Genomic DNA, 16,241 nt, shown 5'->3' with positions numbered 1-16,241 from the left:
CCGTAAAGGAATAGGAGGAGTTTGCAGATGATTCAGATCAAGAATGTGAAGAAGGAATTCTTTCAAGGCCAGGAGCGGACTGAGGTGTTGAGGGGCGTTGATTTGACGGTAGAAGAAGGGGAGTTTGTAGCGGTGATGGGACCGAGTGGTTCTGGAAAAAGTACATTACTTCAGCTGTTAGGCGGGCTTGATCTGCCTTCAGATGGAGAGATTTTGATAAATGAACATCAGTTAAGTGAGATGAATGAGAAAGAGAGAACGATTTTCCGCAGAAAACAGATTGGGTTTGTGTTTCAAAATTATCAGCTGCTGCCTACATTAACTGTCGAAGAAAATGTGGCGTTTCCGCTGCATGCAGATGGACGTTTAACAAAGGAGAATCAACAGACGGTTGTAGAGCTGTTAGAGGCTGTTGGCTTGAATGGACTTGGGCGGAAACGGGCTAGTTTGCTGAGCGGCGGGCAGCAGCAGCGTGTAGCGATTGCAAGAGCTCTAGTCAATCAGCCGTCAGTGTTGTTAGCAGATGAGCCGACGGGGAACTTGGACCGGCATAGAGCGGAGGATATTTTGGCGTTAATGTGCAAGTTCAATCGAGAAAGCAAGCAGACGATTATCATGGTGACGCATGATATTTTCGCAGCAGGATTTGCGGATCGAATCATCCTTTTTAAAGACGGTGTTATTGATCAAGTGATCTCTAGAAAGGATGATGATTATGCTCAGTATGTGGCGAATTTCATGGCGTAACATGATTCAGCATAAAAAGCGGTTCGCCATTTCTGTCTTAGGCATCATGGTGGGAATTGCTTTTGTCACGTCGATGCTCATTGCCGATCGAACGACAAATGATGTGTTTCATTACTATGAGCAAATGTATGTAGCTGATGCAGATTATTGGGTGTTGAGTGATGATCATACGTATGATGAGGAACAGATCTCCTCCATTTTAAAGCATCCTGATGTGACAGGATCATTATTAGCGCTGGATAAACAGACGTTTTTTGATGTAGAAGGTGATCACTCTCTTAACCAACGGGCGGTGCGAATTACCGGAGTACAAGATCAAACGAGCTCTTTACTGAAGCTGCCTGTGATTGAAGGGCGTTTGGATAATCAGGGGTTGGTCATACCAGATGTTGTGGCGAAGCTGCTGAATAAAAAAGTGGGAGATACCATTCGTTTTTCTGATTTGGGCGAAGCGAAGGTATCTGCCATTGTGGAATATACACAGCTGCTTTCAAGTCCAAGTGACTGGGAGGGTGCAGAATCATCGAGTTTTCGTGTGATGGCGCCGCTTGATTTATTGAGAGACTGGACGGGACTCGATCATCAGCTTTCTTATATGAGATTTAAGACGAATGATGGCGGAGAGCAGCTCTTTCAATCTTTACAGAAAGAGTTCAAGGATGCCGATGTTTTTGTCCAGCCTGTGGTGGCGGATGACCGGCAAAGTAATGACATTGGCGGGTTGTACACGTTCTTTTACCTCATCGCAGGGCTGTCGATGTTTATGAGTGGTTTTATTGTGTTTAATATGATTTATACGAGTGTGATGGAACGGAAAAAGGAATTTGCGATTATGAAGAGCTTTGGTTATACGCAGGGCTCTGTTTCAAAGCTGATGTTGATTGAGGTTTTGATCTTGGCATGTATTGGAACAGCCATTGGGGTGCCGATTGGCGTTTGGCTTGGAGATGTGTTCATGCAAACACTGCTTGGTGTGTTCGCTTTTGATATGGTGTATTCGTTAAATTGGCAAGTGCCTGTTGTAATAGCAGTGATCATTGGTATTGTGTTCCCTGTGCTGTTTTCGTTATTTCCGATCTATCATGCAGGGAAAACGTCTGTGCTGCTGACTTTAAAATCCACTACCCAAACTTCTACACCGAAAAAACAATCCGTCATTAGAGCGGTGATAGGGATAGGATTGCTTTCATTTGTATGGGTGGATCATCCGGCTGCTTATCTTGGCATTTTAGCCAGCATGGTTCTGTTATTCCCATTTTTTCTGCTCTTTTTGAACCGGTTGTTGGCGCCTTTTTTGAAGTTTGTCTTTGGTTACCCGGGCCATCTATCCTCGCAGCATGTTACGCAGCAACTGAATCGAAATGCCAATACGGCGGCGATTCTAGCTGTTGGGATTGCTGTGATCTTGCTTTTAAGTGCGGTCATTGAATCGGCTCCAGATGGCTATGAAAAAGAGATCCGTCAAACGTACGGCGGTGATCTCAGGGTTACCTCTGAAGCGCCATGGACGAAAGCGGATCAAGAAAAGCTGTCATCCTATGAGTCTGTTGAGCGGGTGGAACCGATGATGGAAGCGGCTCCTTTGACATGGGAAACGGCCCATGGAGAGAAAAGACAATTTTCTATCATCGGTGTGGATGAGAAAGGACCTTCTTTTATAGAAGGTGACAATAAAGGCGATTTGTATCAACGATTATCAGAAACGCCTTCTATCGTGTTAGGAGAGCGTGCGTTTGATGAATGGGGTGGGCGTATTGGAGAGAGTGTGTATCTCAATGCACCTTCTGGCCGGCAGCAGTTACAAGTCATTGATGTGGTCAAGACTTCTCATCATTCGGGTTATGTGGCATTTGTCGATCAGACATTTTTACAAGAGGATTTAGGGTGGACGCAGCCCCTTGATATCCTGCTTACGTTAAAAGACAAAGGTGCCGGTGAGACTTTACGAGATCAGCTATGGGAAGACTTTGGGCAGCGGCTTTCAAAGGTGAAAACAATAGAGGATGAGATTGAATCAACGACATCGGCTTTAACTGGTATGAACGAGTTAATTTCTATGATGCTCATTTTCATTATTGGGCTCGCGAGCATTGGAACAGCCAATACTCTGCTGATGAACACGCTTGAACGCACATCTGAGATTGGCACCATGCGGGCGCTTGGGCTGACAAAGCAGCAGGTGAGAAAAATGATCGTCGGAGAAGGTGTGCTCATTGGGTTATCAGGTGTGATTGGCGGCATTTTATTTGGTGTGATTCTTCTATATGTCTCAAGCCAATCTGATTGGCTCAGTGGATTTGTTTCATTTCAGCTGCCATTTGTGCATGTGTTGCTGGCAGTGATCGCAGGAATTGCACTCAGTTTAGCGGCTTCATGGATTTCTAGTGCGACAGCGAGTAAAATAGAGATGATATCATCTCTCAAAGAAGGTTAAATCATATGTCAGTGAAATACGGAATTTTAACATCGCTCTGTCAGCAGCAACATCATGGATATGAATTAAAGCTAGAGCTGGAGTCATTGCTCGGAATAAAAGGAAAAATCAACCCGGGTCAAATCTACACGACGCTTGATCGGTTAATTCGTGATCAATTGGTGACAGCAGTGGGAATAGATGACCAAGATCGAAAGCTGTACGACGTGACGGAAGAAGGCAGACAAGAGCTGGAATCATGGCTGTTGGCACCTGTTCCATATCATGCTGCAAAGGATGATTTTCACTTTAAATGGGGCTGTGCACGGAAAATCAGATTTCATCAAGAAAAAGAAATGCTTCAGCAGCAGAAAGCCGTCATCATGAAAGATGTGATGGAACTCACGAAGCTGAAAACGGAATGTCTTGTGCAAGGTGATGAGAGTCGGTACTTATTGATTTCTGGCACGCTGCTTCATTTAGAGGCGGATTTGAATTGGATTCATCAAATTGAACATCGGAGCGGAGCATCATTTTAGAGAGGTCTTTCTTTTGAAGAAAGGTCTTTTTTTTGGCTTCGTTCGGAGCATATGCAGGTAGGATGGGAAGAAAGTTTGGTATGATAGGTGGAAATTGATTGTATTTTCAGAAAAGGGGTTTGATCAATGAAAACATCACGTAATCCTGAGACCATTCATGCGCCAGTTGCACCGTACATCCATCAAATAGAGACAACAGGGCCGCAGCGGTGGTTAACCTTATCAGGGCAAGTGGGGATGGAAGTCGATGGGACCATCCCAGAGAGCCCGATGGAACAGCTCGAGCTAGCGTTAGAGAATGTAAAACGCAATGTAGAAGCGGCAGATATGAAAGTAGAAGATATAACGAAGCTTGTGTTTTATTTGGTAGGTGAGTTTGATGCTGAGAGTAGAAAACGAATCATGGGTCAGTTTTTAGGGGATCACCTGCCTTGTATGACGATGATTTATGTGGTGGCTTTGGCTTCACCTGCTTTAAAGGTCGAGGTGGATGCTTGGGCTTGTCGGGATATGGATTGATGAAATGATTGTTTATATCAGTTGAATATGCTAAAAATGGTATAAAAAGTGTTAATAAAGAGGTGGTTTTTTGTTTCAATCAAACCAAGAATTGAAAAAAACGGTGGTCTTTTATGCAAGTGTGGGAGCTGTTTTGCTGATTCTCATGCTGTTGAAATGGCTGCCGATTTCTGCAGACTGGGAGTTACCGTTGATTTTGTTTGGATTGGGGATTTTGTTTTATGTGAAGCGTGTGCTTTTTAAAGAAGAAAACGATCATAAGGCATAAGTTTTCTACCGAGGTGATTTAGAAAGGTACAGTTGATGAAAGGTAAGTAATAAAAGGTTGGATGTTGAATCCAACCTTTTATTACTTCCTGTATTGAGTTTAAAAACAAGGGAATGCTTTTATATTCTCAGAGCAGTGTTTGAATCAAATTTTAAAAATCCAATATCCTCCATGTATTTGAAATAGCGTTTGATTAAATGATCATCCATAGGGGGATAGGTCATTCCATGTGCTTGGAGAACCGTTTGAGTATTTGTTGAGTCAAAGTGCGCCATGTTTTCGTATAGTTCCCAGACTGTTTTGTCTCGTTCTACCTTTTCAGTGAGCATTGGAAGAAATGGCGTAAGGGCGTTGTCTGCGTGTTGGTCGCTTGCTTGAATGAGAGCTTCTACCCAATTGTTATATGCTTTCTTTTCTAATGGATAGCCTATTTCTTCTGTGATTTTTTGAAAAAATTCACCTAATTCCATGCTTTCTTCTTGAGGTGGGACGAGGTGATAGGCTTTGCCGAAGTTGGCTGGATCCTTGCATATGGTTGTAATGGCTTTTGAAACAAAGTCGACGGGTACGAATTCTTTTCGTTGATTCGGTAGCTCACCGTAAGCCTTTAATTGGATGCATCCTTTGATTAGTCTCGCCATGTAATCCTCTGTATTATGAACGCCTGTTTGACTGTCGCCCATGATGAAGCCGGGGCGAAGGACTGTGATCGGCACGCCACGTTTTTTTGCTTCCCACATGATTTTTTCTGCCACCCATTTACTTTGAGAGTACCCAATGTCCTTTTCTACAATAGGAAGATAAGCATCGATGGATGTATCTTCAAAAAGAACGGTCGTGCCATCTAGATACCCGGCAGGTCCGAATATGGCAATGGTCGATAAGAAATGAACAGGCTTTACCTGTTCTGTGCAGGCGAGTTTGATGATATTTTCTGTGCCGGTGACATTTGTATCCTTGTGCATATGATAGGGCTGAACGTAATTGACTTTTGCTCCATTATGATAGATGGCATCAATGGTTTGGGCGAGTTGTTGAAATTCCTCTGTTGAGAGTCCTAGTTGAGGCTTGTCCAAGTAACCTACAATCGGTTTTAGTTGTTTCAGATAATGTTCGTCCCATAGGTGATATTTCTCCATATTTACTTGTATTCTCTGTCTTGCGTGCTGTTTGTCCCTTGCTCTGATGACACAATAGATTTGGATGGAGGGATTCATTCGAACAAGCTCTTTAATGAGGTAAGCGCCTAGAAAGCCGGTTGCTCCTGTTAATAACACGGCATTCTGCTTAAAGGATTTAGAATCGAATAGGTGCTCTGGCTGAATCTTTTCATCTAAAAATCCCTCTGATGTGAGCTGTTGTTTCGGCTCAGGTGTTTGATTTTGTAGCATAAGATGAACTTGTTGAATCGTAGGATGTTCATAAAGGGTGCTGGCAGGTAGTTCAACGTGTAATGTTTCCTGCATACGCATTAAGGTTTTGGCGGCAAGGATGGAGTTTCCTCCTAAGTCGAAGAAGTGATCGTTTGTGCCAATGGGCTCTACCTTTAATAGGTCTGTCCATATTTCACAGAGTGCTTCTTCGGTTTGATTGGTTGGTGCGACATATTCAGTTTGCAGTTTGGGTCTGTCGAAATGATGTCTTGGTAGAGCTTTTCGATCGACTTTTCCATTTGTGGTCGTAGGGAAGTTTGTCAATAGAACATAATGTGCAGGGCGCATGAAATCAGGGAATGTTTTCTTTGCATAAGTTTGAATGGTATATAGATCCCATGTCTTTTTGTTGGACGGAATGATGTATGCAATGATGCGTTTATCCCCAGGTATCACTTCTGTGGCTGTCACCAAACAGGATTTAACACTTGGGTGCTGGATCAATACATGCTCAATCTCGCTAAGCTCAATACGAAAGCCTCTAATTTTGACTTGGTCATCCTTTCTACCAATATATTCAATCAGCCCATCAGGTTGTTGTCGAACAAGATCCCCTGTTTTGTAATAGGTTCTTCCATCCCGTTCGAAGAAACGTTCCTTTGTTAGGTTTGCTCTTCGCCAGTAGCCTAATGCTAGTCCATCTCCTGAAGTGATGAGTTCCCCTATTTGTCCTTGAGAGACAGATTCACCTTGTTCATTTGTGATGTCAATGATGGTTCCTGCTACAGGTCTGCCAATTGGTATACTGACGAGATCATCCCAGGTGTCTGGCAGTTGAAAAGTTGTTGTGAAGATTGTATTTTCTGTCGGGCCATAGCCATTAATGATGGTCGTATGTGGGAGCTCCTTTAATGCTTGATGAACGACTTGAGGAGACATGACATCTCCGCCAGAGACGATGTATTTAACTGATTTGATATCGTTCAGGTGTGACTCCATCATCAAGTTGAACAATCCAGTAGTTAAAAAAAGAATCGATACATCATAGTCTTTAATGGTTTGACTGACGAGTTCAGGAGTCAGTTTTCCAGAAGGAGGAATAGCGAGTGTCGCTCCATTTAATAAAGCGGACCATATTTCAAATGTAGAGGAATCAAAAGAGATGGTAGATAATAATGCTAAGGTATCAGAAGAATTAACGGGCAGAAAGGAAGGGTTATGCGTTAGGTGCATGATACATCTATGTGTAATGACAACACCTTTTGGTTTTCCTGTTGTGCCAGAGGTATACATGATATAAGCGGCATCAGAAGGTTTTGCATCAAAAGACGGGTTTGACGTTGATTGTGTAAGGATGAGATGTTTTTCTTTATCTAAGTAGATAGTAGGAATAGGCAAGGAGGTTAGGCTTTGAGTGACATGTGATGTTGTGAGTAAAAACGATAGTTCGGCATCTTCAATCATAAATTGAATACGTTCACTAGGGTAATTTATATCTATAGGCACATATACGGCTCCTATTTTGGTGATAGCGAGAATAGAGACAATCAATTGTGGTGATCTTTCTAAGGCTAGGCCAATATGAGAAGCTTTCGTTACGCCCATTTTGATAAGGTAATTGGCGAACTGGTTACTTTGTTTCTCAAGTTCAGCATATGTGATGTTCTGATGGTTGCACGCTAAAGCTGGATGATGCGGCGTGTGAGTGGCGTGGTGTCTCATGATATCACATAAATTTTGATCATTCATGATGATATTCCCCCTCTAGAATTTGATAGATTAGGAATGTTATTCCTAAATCCACCCAAAGTGTATATGAAGAAATATTCATTGTCAATGAAGGTCATATCAACAATAAAATATAAAATTTATATAATAATTGAAATAATATGCAGATATATTGTCCTATTTAGAGATAAAATGTATGGGACCCTCGGCTTTTTCCTTGAATGAGCGTTTTGATGATCAAGATGAGATGAAAATAGGGGGAAATTGAATCATAAAATAGGCTGGATTCATTGATAGGATGAAAGATCACTTTTTTATTAGAAATATATATACTATTTCGAAAAATATTTGGTAAAATATACAGGTATATCTTAAATTTGTTATATATTGTTTAAGGAGCTGTCGTGTTGAAGGGATCTAGGGTTGAGTTTATTGATAGTTTACGTGGTTTTAGTTTATTAGGTATTTTGATTGTGAATATGCTTAATTTTCAATATGATTATGATTTTGAGAAGATGTTTGATCCGAGCATATGGGGACAGGAGTTTGGGGTATATGTGACGGAGATCTTGTTCCAGGGGTCATTTTATCCGATTTTCTCCTTTTTGTTTGGGTATTCTTTTATCAAGTTGATTGAATCTACGAAGGCCAAGGGATTAAATACGAATGCCATCGTCGTTCGCCGCGGCTTTGGTCTTATTGTGCTTGGGATGCTGCATTACATATTCATTTGGAATGGTGATATTCTCTTATATTATGGAGCATGTACGTTTTTCTTGATGATGTTTTTGAGCAGCCGGATCAAAACAATGCTGATTTGGTCAGGTGTGTTAGGTGCTTTGTCATTAGTGGTTTTACCATATCTGATGACCTTTGTTTATGGAAATGATGATTTGTTAACGGATGTGTATGCGAAGGGTGCATACGGTGATATTTTATTGAGCCGGGTGACGATTGAAGACGATATGATGATTGTGACCATTATTATGGCGATCGTGACCATTACGTTGATGCCGATCTTAGGTTTTCTATTCGGTACGATCATGGTGGGGCCATTTGCACTGCTTGGCATGGCCATTGGGAAAAAAGGTCATCTGACAGAAGAAGATCGAGGAATGGCGTATCGTAAAGGCTGGATCTGGATGATTTTGATCGGGCTCGCTTTAAAATGTGCGACGTTTATTGATGCCCCTTGGAGTGAAATGGTGATGACGTTAGGAGCCTATGTCCTGACGATCGGTTATATTCAAGCTTTTATTGTCTTTTACTATTCAAAGGTTGCACAAGGATTGAAACGTCTGCTTGCAGGACTGGGCCGATTGTCTTTATCAAACTATTTGGCTCAATCTATTATTTGTACAACGATTTTCTATTCTTACGGACTTGGTTTATTTGGACAAATGGGCTCAATGTTTGGATTGCTGCTTGCTGTCGGACTTTACACAGCACAGCTCTTCATCAGCTATCTCTATTTGAAAAAATGGAGAAGAGGGCCTGTGGAATGGCTTATGGGAAAATGGGTATATTGGAGATAAATTGATTTGTTGAGGAACCGCATGGCTGAAGAGCTGTGCGGTTTTTTATTTGGATCGCATTCAAAAAAGTTCATAAAAGGAGTTGAATATTTTTTTATTGTGTATATAATGTATATATAGAGTATATACAATATTTCATTGCGAATACCAGTACAGAAAAAAGAGGTTTTTTATATGCAAATTACGATTTCTAATCATTCTAAGGAGCCTATCTATGAGCAAATTACGACGCAAATCAAATCGTTGATCTTAACGGGGGAGCTTGCAGAAGGTGCGGCCCTGCCGTCTATCCGAAAGCTGGCGAAGGATTTACAAATCAGCGTCATCACAACAAAACGTGCATATGAAGAGTTAGAGAAGGCAGGATTTATTTATTCGATTGTAGGGAAGGGATCGTTTGTTGCCGAGCAAAACCTAGAGGTCATGAGAGAGAAAAAATTGAAGGTGATTGAGGAACAGCTTGGAGCGGTTGTTACAAACGGCAAGGAATTAGGCTTATCTTTTGATGAATTGCAGCAGTTATTAAAGTTCTTGTATGAGGAGTGAGATGAGTGGAGCACGTGATTGAATTCAAAGGAGTATCAAAACGGTTCAAAGACTTTTCTGTGCAGAATCTTGATTTACAGGTCAAAAAGGGCTTTGTTACTGGGTTTATTGGAGAAAATGGAGCCGGTAAGTCGACCACGATTAAAATGATCATGAATTTGTTAAAACCAGATTCTGGTGAGGTTAAAATTTTTGGATTAGATTATCGCACCCATGAAAAAGAGATTAAGGAACGAATTGGCTTTGTTTACGATGCTAACGTTTTTTTCCCAGGATTGAATTTAAAAGACATCAAACGAATTGTGGCACCTGCCTATAAACGCTGGGATGATAGACTATTTTATCAATATATTGAACAGTTTGGTCTGCCGCTGAATAAAGCGATTAAAACATTTTCAAAAGGGATGCAGATGAAGGCATCGCTTGCGATTGCGCTGTCGCACCATGCAGAGCTGATTATCATGGATGAACCAACTGCTGGGCTAGATCCAGTCTTTAGAAGAGAGCTGCTCGGCACGTTACAAGAATTGATGATTGATGGAAATCGAACGATTTTTTTCTCAACGCATATGACGACTGATTTAGATCGCATCGCGGATTATATTGCGTTTATACAAAATGGAAGATTGGTCTTTCAACAGTCAATTCATGAGGTGGCGGAGAATTATGCGCTGGTGAAGGGGAGCCTGGATTTGCTGGATCGAGACACAGAAAAGGCGTTTATCCATATTCAGCGTACGGCAGCCGGATTTGAAGCATTAACAGATCGGATTGATGAGGTGAAACTTATTTTTGGGGATGCTGTTGTGATTGAACAGGCGTCGCTTGAGGATATCATGTTTTATTTGAAAGGCGGGGTTGCGCATGTTTCATTTAATTAAGCGTGATGTGATTTTGCAAAAGAAGCAGTTACTTATTTTTATTCCGTTTATCTTATTTTTCATTTTTATGGATGTCCATCCAGTATTAACGTTTCTAGTCGCTAGTGTCTTCATTCCATTTAACACATATGCTTATGATGAGAAGGCAGAAACGAATATTCTATTAAATTCCTTGCCCTATACACGTAAAGAAATTATCGCATCACGTTATCTTGGCGCTATTTTCTATATGAGTATTGCGATCGTGCTGACAAGTGCTGCATTATTTGTGTTTGGGAAGCTGTTTTCGCTGTCAGATATTGCGATTGGCAGCGGGTTGTTTTTATTGTTCGCAGCATGTACGTTTCCATTGTTTTATATCTTAAAGCCTGGTTATATCACAACGGCAGTGATCATTGGCTTTATCGTCTTATCTGCTATGGGACCGCCTGTTGTTCTCTATTTAGCAGAGCAATTCAGTGGGATCACTGATTTTATCATGAATTTATCGATCCCTATTGTATATACGGGGTCAACTGTACTGATTATGCTCATCTACTTGCTGTCTTGGGGACTTTCTACTGCGATTTACCAGAGGAAAGTGTTTTAAATCAGATGATCATCATTTATAGAGAATCATTCATTTTGAGGTAGGCCTTTCAAAATGGATGATTCTTTTTTGCATCCGGTGAAATTGACATACAGAAGAAAAGAGGTTATTGTTATTTAACATAATGTTAATTATTTTTAACATTATGTTAAATAAAACATCCTTTAAGAAAGGAATCTGAAATGGAAATTAAAAATAGAATGAAAGTATTACGGGCAGAAAAAGACTGGACACAAAAGGATTTGGCAGAGAAGTTAGGTGTGACTCGTCAAACTGTGGCAGCGATTGAAAATGGTAAATATTCTTTGTCTTTAAAATTAGCATTTCAAATTGCTAGGACATTTGAAGTTGATTTGTATGACGTATTTCAAGAGGTCGACAAGGAGGAACAACAATGATAACGACGATCATACTTTATTCTCTCATTACCCTTTCTATTTTAAGCACGGCCTTTCAATTTAAGAAAAACCGTGAATATAAACATGATGAACGAGGTCAATTTATTTTAGCGAAAGCCGGAAGTTTCTCCATTATAGGTGTGGCTTTAGCCTATATATTGGTTGCTGTCGTTCAATCTTTGGTCCATCAATTCTCATCACCAACAGAGTGGTTTTATATAGCAATTACGTTTATGTATGTATCAAGTGTTTGCGCAAATACAATCGGCATCATCTATTGTGAAAGAAAATATTAATTTTCATCGATGGATGTAAGCTAGAGTTCTTCATCATGAAGGGAAGAGAAAACCAATGAAAAAAATATTGAGAATCATGTTGATCTCCATAGGCACCATTATCACGGTCATGGTTGTTTTTCTAGCTACTGTTTATTTTGTAAACCTCATTAGTAATGAACGGGAGAAAGGGAAAATAGAAGCTTATGGGCAAAAGGTCTGGGTGGATGGGAAGCAGATGAATGTGCTCATTCAAGGCGATGGGAAAGAAACGATTGTCCTTCTACCAGGCTATGGAACTGCTTCACCCGTGCTGGATTTTGAACCGTTAGTCAAGGAGTTATCGCCAGATTATAGAGTCGTTGTGATTGAACCGTTTGGTTATGGTTTAAGTGACGACACAGATAAAGTAAGGACAAGTCAAAACATTGTGGATGAGATTCATGAATGTTTGCAAAAACTCAACATTAAAAAATATACGCTAATGGGTCATTCGATTTCTGGCATTTATGGATTAGAATATGTGAATCAATACGAAAAAGAAGTCCAAGCCTTTGTTGGAATTGATAGTAGTTTTCCTAAGCAGGAGGATGCAGATGAATTGCCAGTCTCCAGCTTACAGCTGCTTCATCAATCCGGCTTTTACAGATTGATAGTGAAAATGAATCCAGATCAACTGGTGATGCCTAAAGTAGATGATCAAACGAAAGCTCAGATTAAAATGCTGACTTTCCGAAATTTCTTGGATGAAAGCCAAGCTAGTGAGGCAGAAAACTTTAAAAACAATTTTAAAAACGCTCAACGCCTACATTTCCCTAAGAAGCTCCCTGTTGCTTTCTATCTAGCGGATCAAACGGAGAAAGAAACACCAAACTGGAAACCAATGCATGAAGAGCTGCTGAAAAATGTAGACCACGGAAAAGTCGTTACTTTCAAAGGCGGCCATTATTTGCATCATACGAAATCAAAAGAAATCGCAGATGATGTGAGGGAGTTTCTATCGAACAACGAGCGCTCACGTTAGCGTTTTTCCTCCTCAGCTGGACAGATGAAACATCGCAATTTTGATCAAAACGAGTGAACTGATTTGTTTTATGATCAAGAAGAGGTGAGGGAGATGATGTATAGTCGGGTGACGCAAGAGGTGATTTCTTATTTGGAGTCGCATTTGATGGATGAGCTGTCGCTGAAACAGGTGCATGAGAAAGTAGGATATTCACATTTTCATTTGCTGCGTGTATTTAAACGAGAAACCGGGCTGTCGATGGGGGAATATGTGCGGAAACGAAGATTAGCTACGGCTGCACAGCTTCTTTTGTATACGGATCAGGGGATTTTAGACATCGCTTTTTCGTTACAATTCCAATCGCAGGAAGCCTTTACGCGTGCTTTTAAGCATCTTTATTCTTTACCTCCCGGAATGTACAGGTCCATGATGAGAGACATGCAAATGAAAAAGGAGGAAGATTCGATGACATTACATGAAGCAGTACCTGGCTGGGGTTTGAGTGGTTCACATCCGCATATGTATGAGATGGGTGTTGATACAGCAGAGTTTCATACGGGAAAGCAATCAGGTGTTTTATCATCTAAAGAAGGCGTACAAGAAGGACAGTTTGCGACGATGATGCAGGGGTTTCAAGCAAAAGAGTATGTAGGCAAGCGATTGAAGCTCTCTGCTTTCTTGAAAACAGAGAATGTATCTTCAGCAGGAATTTGGATGCGGGTAGATGACGGAAAGGGTGATACGGTGCAGTTTGATAATATGCAGAATCGACCTGTGACAGATTCTACGGAATGGAATCAATATGCGATCGTATTAGATGTTCCTATGCGCAGTGAATCCATTCATTTTGGAGTGCTACTCAGCGGTCATGGAACAGTCTGGGCTGACGGTTTTCGATTTGAGGAAGTGGATGAGAAAACACCTACAACGAATATGGTGGAGGCTTCGGCTCTGCCAGATGTGCCGATGAATTTGCATTTTGAGCTTGAGAAGACCGTGTGAGCGGTCTTTTTTTGTTGTATACAAATATGCATGAACCGTTTATAATGAAAAATATAACTAAACATACCGACGGTCGGTATGTAAAAGGAGGCGTTTGAACTGGCGCGAAATAAGTATCCAGAAAAGACGATGCAGCAAATTTTGGACGTGTCGACAAAGTTGTTTCAGGAAAAGGGATTTGAAAAGACAAGTTTGCAAGATATTATCCATGAATTGAATATGTCTAAAGGGGCTATATATCATCATTTTAAATCGAAGGATGAAATATTACGCGGCGTGATGGATCGGCAGTTTCGTTATGCAACCGAGAAGCTTGAGGAGTTAATTGAGCATACGGAGGCAGCTCATGCGAAAGAGAAGCTGCAGCTTATTCTGGAGCAGCTTGTGGCAGACCCGCAGTCTCATTCGATTGATGGGATCTTGGTTGATCAGATGAAAAATCCGCAATTTGTGATTGAAGGCATGAAGACAGGTGTCAATCAGGACGCTGTGAGAATCAAACAGTTAATCATTGAAGGGATTGAGGATGGTTCGATGGAAACTGCGTTTCCTGGTGAAGTGGCAGAAGTATTTCTGCTTCTTGTGAATATATGGTTGAATCCCACCTTGTTTGTCCGCAATCATGAAGAAACGGTCCAGCGTTTGTGTTTTTTAAAGCAGATGATGAAGGGTCTTGGCGTGGATATTGTGAGTGATCTATTTATTCAAAAGGTGACAGCGCACTATGCTGAAATTGGCGGGTATGATCTGCCCGAAAGATAAAGAATGCCAACTGATAGGAGGATGACGTATGATTCATTTTATGAAGGTTGAGCTAAGAAAAGGCCACATGAAGCAGTATATTCAAGCTAGTTTCATCGCGAGTATTGTGCTGCTAGTATTCATCTATTTTATTGCGTTTGCTGCAAAAATTGAACGCGAACCGGGTTTTCAGCAATATACGAATATTTATTTGTTAACGAGTACAGTATGGATGATCTTTTTTTCTATCATCACAGCTATGCTGTATTGGCGTGTAGGCAAGACTGTTTATCAGGAACGCACATCCAATTCAGTGAGATTCCTTTCTCATATGATATGGATGGTGTGCCTTTCAACGTTTGCGATGATGTGCAGTATCATTCCTTCATTTGTTGTGTTTAGTGTGATTGAATTGTTTTTCCCTATTGTTCACGATACGCTGACGGCAGGTTCTCTGTTTCAATTGATGAAAACATTCTTTATGTTGATTGTTTGTGTTCAAGCGATTGGCATGATGGCGATGAGAATAGGGTTGAGCAAGAAATCTGTTTTGATGACCGTCCTGACTGCAATTGTTTTATGTGCTGTTTTAGGAAATGTATCGCTCGCCATTTATGGCAATGATCAAATGAACCTCATCCTGTCAGGAGTGCTGATTGCAGCAGTCCTCATTGTGATCTTGGAATTGTGGAGCCGCATCGGCCGGCTGCAAACGAGGTAATTCATGATGGGAAAAGGATGGAGACATGTGAAGCATACGGTTCAAATTGAAGAAGCAATAACGGAACTTTCATTAAACTGGCTGGTGGGAGATGTTCGCCTTTATCACCATGATCATCCTTATTTATTGGTGAAGCAGACCACCAATCACGTATTCCCCCATCGGTATTTACTGCATCATCAAGTGCAGGAAGGCAGGCTAGTCATTCAAGATAAAAGAAAACGAGCGATTAGCTTGGGGCTTCATCTTCATCAAACGAATTTGGAGATTTACCTCCCTCAGGCACAGTTACAGTCCTTGTCTATTCATTGTAAAGGAGCAAATCTATTCTTGGATGGACTGAAGGTGAAGGAGGCTGACTGCCAATTGATTTCTGGAAAGTCCATGTTTACGGGAGAAATCAAGCATCTGCGCTTGCAGACAGTGGGTGGACTTATCTCTAGTCAACAGCTCAACACGCAGACATTGAGCCTGCGTACTACTTCGTCAAAAGTGGAGATGGTAGGTGCTTTTTCAGATATTGATCTGAATTTAATAGGCAGAAGGGTACAGATACATTCAAAGGCCATGTTGCATTCGCTCAAATCGACGTCAACTGGATCATCTGTCAAAGTGGCAATTCCGGAAAATGATGGATTTATTTGTTATGTGAAGAAAAGATCAGGTACGTTTCACAATGACTTTCCTTGTGTTGATGATCAGGATAGAATGGTTTATAAAAATGGAGGGAAAAGCTTTGAGGTCGATATAAGGGGAGGTTCTTTTCTATTAAGTGATGGTCATTGAAGCGATGATGATCCTCTGATTCGATATATCAATATAAAATAATTTGAATATCTTTTTATGTCAGAATATTTTGTTAATAGTGTTTTCCTCAAAAAAACAATTGTTTTTTAAGGGTAGATTTATTATGATAATATACATCGAAAGATTGAAGATTTTGAATCAGAATGAAAATTC

At 40.9% G+C, this 16,241-nt stretch carries 17 protein-coding genes; 16 read left to right on the top strand and 1 reads right to left on the bottom strand.

Annotated features, from left to right (window positions below; all coding sequences use genetic code 11):
- Nucleotides 1-27 precede the first annotated feature (27 nt).
- From LCD32_RS04865 to LCD32_RS04845, 5 genes are all read left to right on the top strand, one after another.
- Nucleotides 28-747: an ABC transporter ATP-binding protein gene (locus LCD32_RS04865; RefSeq protein WP_017366481.1), complete on the top strand. Its 720-nt coding sequence runs from the start codon at nt 28-30 to the stop codon at nt 745-747.
- The gene (locus LCD32_RS04860; RefSeq protein WP_171464903.1) at nt 716-3,181 is read left to right on the top strand and encodes an FtsX-like permease family protein; all 2,466 of its coding nucleotides are present in this window, start codon (nt 716-718) and stop codon (nt 3,179-3,181) included. The genes LCD32_RS04865 and LCD32_RS04860 overlap by 32 nt, the downstream gene beginning before the upstream one ends.
- A gap of 5 nt (nt 3,182-3,186) precedes the next feature.
- The gene (locus tag LCD32_RS04855) at nt 3,187-3,699 is read left to right on the top strand and encodes a PadR family transcriptional regulator (RefSeq protein ID WP_048002314.1); all 513 of its coding nucleotides are present in this window, start codon (nt 3,187-3,189) and stop codon (nt 3,697-3,699) included.
- A gap of 126 nt (nt 3,700-3,825) precedes the next feature.
- Entirely contained in the window at nt 3,826-4,218 is a 393-nt protein-coding gene (locus tag LCD32_RS04850) for a RidA family protein (protein ID WP_212357318.1), read from the top strand.
- A 70-nt stretch (nt 4,219-4,288) separates the two neighbouring features.
- Nucleotides 4,289-4,486 carry a hypothetical protein gene (locus LCD32_RS04845; RefSeq protein WP_224562959.1) on the top strand — a complete coding sequence of 66 codons (198 nt, stop codon included), beginning with the start codon at nt 4,289-4,291 and terminating at the stop codon, nt 4,484-4,486.
- Between the two features lie 119 nt (nt 4,487-4,605).
- Here LCD32_RS04845 and LCD32_RS04840 read toward each other — a convergent pair whose 3' ends face one another.
- Nucleotides 4,606-7,608: an amino acid adenylation domain-containing protein gene (locus LCD32_RS04840; protein WP_224562956.1), complete on the bottom strand. Its 3,003-nt coding sequence runs from the start codon at nt 7,606-7,608 to the stop codon at nt 4,606-4,608.
- Nucleotides 7,609-7,994: 386 nt separating this feature from the next.
- Here LCD32_RS04840 and LCD32_RS04835 point away from each other — a divergent pair, with 386 nt between their 5' ends.
- The 11 genes from LCD32_RS04835 to LCD32_RS04785 all read left to right on the top strand — a co-directional run bounded on the left by LCD32_RS04835 (nt 7,995) and on the right by LCD32_RS04785 (nt 16,067).
- Complete coding sequence (locus LCD32_RS04835) at nt 7,995-9,122, top strand: DUF418 domain-containing protein (RefSeq protein WP_017366489.1); 1,128 nt, start codon at nt 7,995-7,997, stop codon at nt 9,120-9,122.
- Between the two features lie 174 nt (nt 9,123-9,296).
- Nucleotides 9,297-9,668, top strand: a complete 372-nt coding sequence (locus LCD32_RS04830) for a GntR family transcriptional regulator (protein WP_017366490.1) — start codon at nt 9,297-9,299, stop codon at nt 9,666-9,668.
- Nucleotides 9,669-9,673: 5 nt separating this feature from the next.
- Nucleotides 9,674-10,549: an ABC transporter ATP-binding protein gene (locus LCD32_RS04825; protein WP_060780701.1), complete on the top strand. Its 876-nt coding sequence runs from the start codon at nt 9,674-9,676 to the stop codon at nt 10,547-10,549.
- On the top strand, nt 10,533-11,138 hold the full coding sequence (locus tag LCD32_RS04820) for an ABC-2 transporter permease (protein WP_008343909.1): 606 nt from the start codon (nt 10,533-10,535) through the stop codon (nt 11,136-11,138). Before LCD32_RS04825 ends, LCD32_RS04820 begins: the two co-directional genes overlap by 17 nt.
- Before the next feature lie 182 nt (nt 11,139-11,320).
- On the top strand, nt 11,321-11,536 hold the full coding sequence (locus LCD32_RS04815) for a helix-turn-helix transcriptional regulator (protein ID WP_178929565.1): 216 nt from the start codon (nt 11,321-11,323) through the stop codon (nt 11,534-11,536).
- Complete coding sequence (locus LCD32_RS04810) at nt 11,533-11,832, top strand: hypothetical protein (RefSeq protein WP_008343907.1); 300 nt, start codon at nt 11,533-11,535, stop codon at nt 11,830-11,832. Before LCD32_RS04815 ends, LCD32_RS04810 begins: the two co-directional genes overlap by 4 nt.
- Before the next feature lie 55 nt (nt 11,833-11,887).
- Nucleotides 11,888-12,835 (top strand): alpha/beta fold hydrolase, encoded by a 948-nt coding sequence (locus LCD32_RS04805; protein WP_224562950.1) that lies wholly within the window; start codon nt 11,888-11,890, stop codon nt 12,833-12,835.
- Nucleotides 12,836-12,928: 93 nt separating this feature from the next.
- Nucleotides 12,929-13,819 (top strand): helix-turn-helix domain-containing protein, encoded by an 891-nt coding sequence (locus LCD32_RS04800; RefSeq protein ID WP_060780704.1) that lies wholly within the window; start codon nt 12,929-12,931, stop codon nt 13,817-13,819.
- A 129-nt stretch (nt 13,820-13,948) separates the two neighbouring features.
- Nucleotides 13,949-14,581: a TetR/AcrR family transcriptional regulator gene (locus LCD32_RS04795; protein WP_081105376.1), complete on the top strand. Its 633-nt coding sequence runs from the start codon at nt 13,949-13,951 to the stop codon at nt 14,579-14,581.
- 28 nt (nt 14,582-14,609) lie between these two features.
- Nucleotides 14,610-15,281: a bacitracin ABC transporter permease gene (locus tag LCD32_RS04790; RefSeq protein WP_224562947.1), complete on the top strand. Its 672-nt coding sequence runs from the start codon at nt 14,610-14,612 to the stop codon at nt 15,279-15,281.
- Between the two features lie 27 nt (nt 15,282-15,308).
- Nucleotides 15,309-16,067: a DUF4097 family beta strand repeat-containing protein gene (locus LCD32_RS04785; RefSeq protein WP_163116249.1), complete on the top strand. Its 759-nt coding sequence runs from the start codon at nt 15,309-15,311 to the stop codon at nt 16,065-16,067.
- Nucleotides 16,068-16,241: the final 174 nt, after the last annotated feature.

Origin of the sequence: Bacillus sp. RSS_NA_20 (assembly GCF_020165915.1) — a bacterium.
Classification (GTDB): Bacteria; Bacillota; Bacilli; order Bacillales; family Bacillaceae; genus Bacillus; species Bacillus altitudinis.
The sequence above is the reverse complement of the archived record's forward strand: the minus strand, read 5'-3'. Positions and strand labels throughout refer to the sequence as shown.

Coding starts and splice junctions, on each gene's coding strand:
- LCD32_RS04865 (WP_017366481.1), top strand. CDS start 28: ATGATTCAGATCAAGAATGTGAAGAAGGAATTCTTTCAAGGCCAGGAG.
- LCD32_RS04860 (WP_171464903.1), top strand. CDS start 716: ATGCTCAGTATGTGGCGAATTTCATGGCGTAACATGATTCAGCATAAA.
- LCD32_RS04855 (WP_048002314.1), top strand. CDS start 3,187: ATGTCAGTGAAATACGGAATTTTAACATCGCTCTGTCAGCAGCAACAT.
- LCD32_RS04850 (WP_212357318.1), top strand. CDS start 3,826: ATGAAAACATCACGTAATCCTGAGACCATTCATGCGCCAGTTGCACCG.
- LCD32_RS04840 (WP_224562956.1), bottom strand. CDS start 7,608: ATGAATGATCAAAATTTATGTGATATCATGAGACACCACGCCACTCAC.
- LCD32_RS04830 (WP_017366490.1), top strand. CDS start 9,297: ATGCAAATTACGATTTCTAATCATTCTAAGGAGCCTATCTATGAGCAA.
- LCD32_RS04820 (WP_008343909.1), top strand. CDS start 10,533: ATGTTTCATTTAATTAAGCGTGATGTGATTTTGCAAAAGAAGCAGTTA.
- LCD32_RS04815 (WP_178929565.1), top strand. CDS start 11,321: ATGGAAATTAAAAATAGAATGAAAGTATTACGGGCAGAAAAAGACTGG.
- LCD32_RS04810 (WP_008343907.1), top strand. CDS start 11,533: ATGATAACGACGATCATACTTTATTCTCTCATTACCCTTTCTATTTTA.
- LCD32_RS04805 (WP_224562950.1), top strand. CDS start 11,888: ATGAAAAAAATATTGAGAATCATGTTGATCTCCATAGGCACCATTATC.
- LCD32_RS04800 (WP_060780704.1), top strand. CDS start 12,929: ATGATGTATAGTCGGGTGACGCAAGAGGTGATTTCTTATTTGGAGTCG.
- LCD32_RS04795 (WP_081105376.1), top strand. CDS start 13,949: ATGCAGCAAATTTTGGACGTGTCGACAAAGTTGTTTCAGGAAAAGGGA.
- LCD32_RS04790 (WP_224562947.1), top strand. CDS start 14,610: ATGATTCATTTTATGAAGGTTGAGCTAAGAAAAGGCCACATGAAGCAG.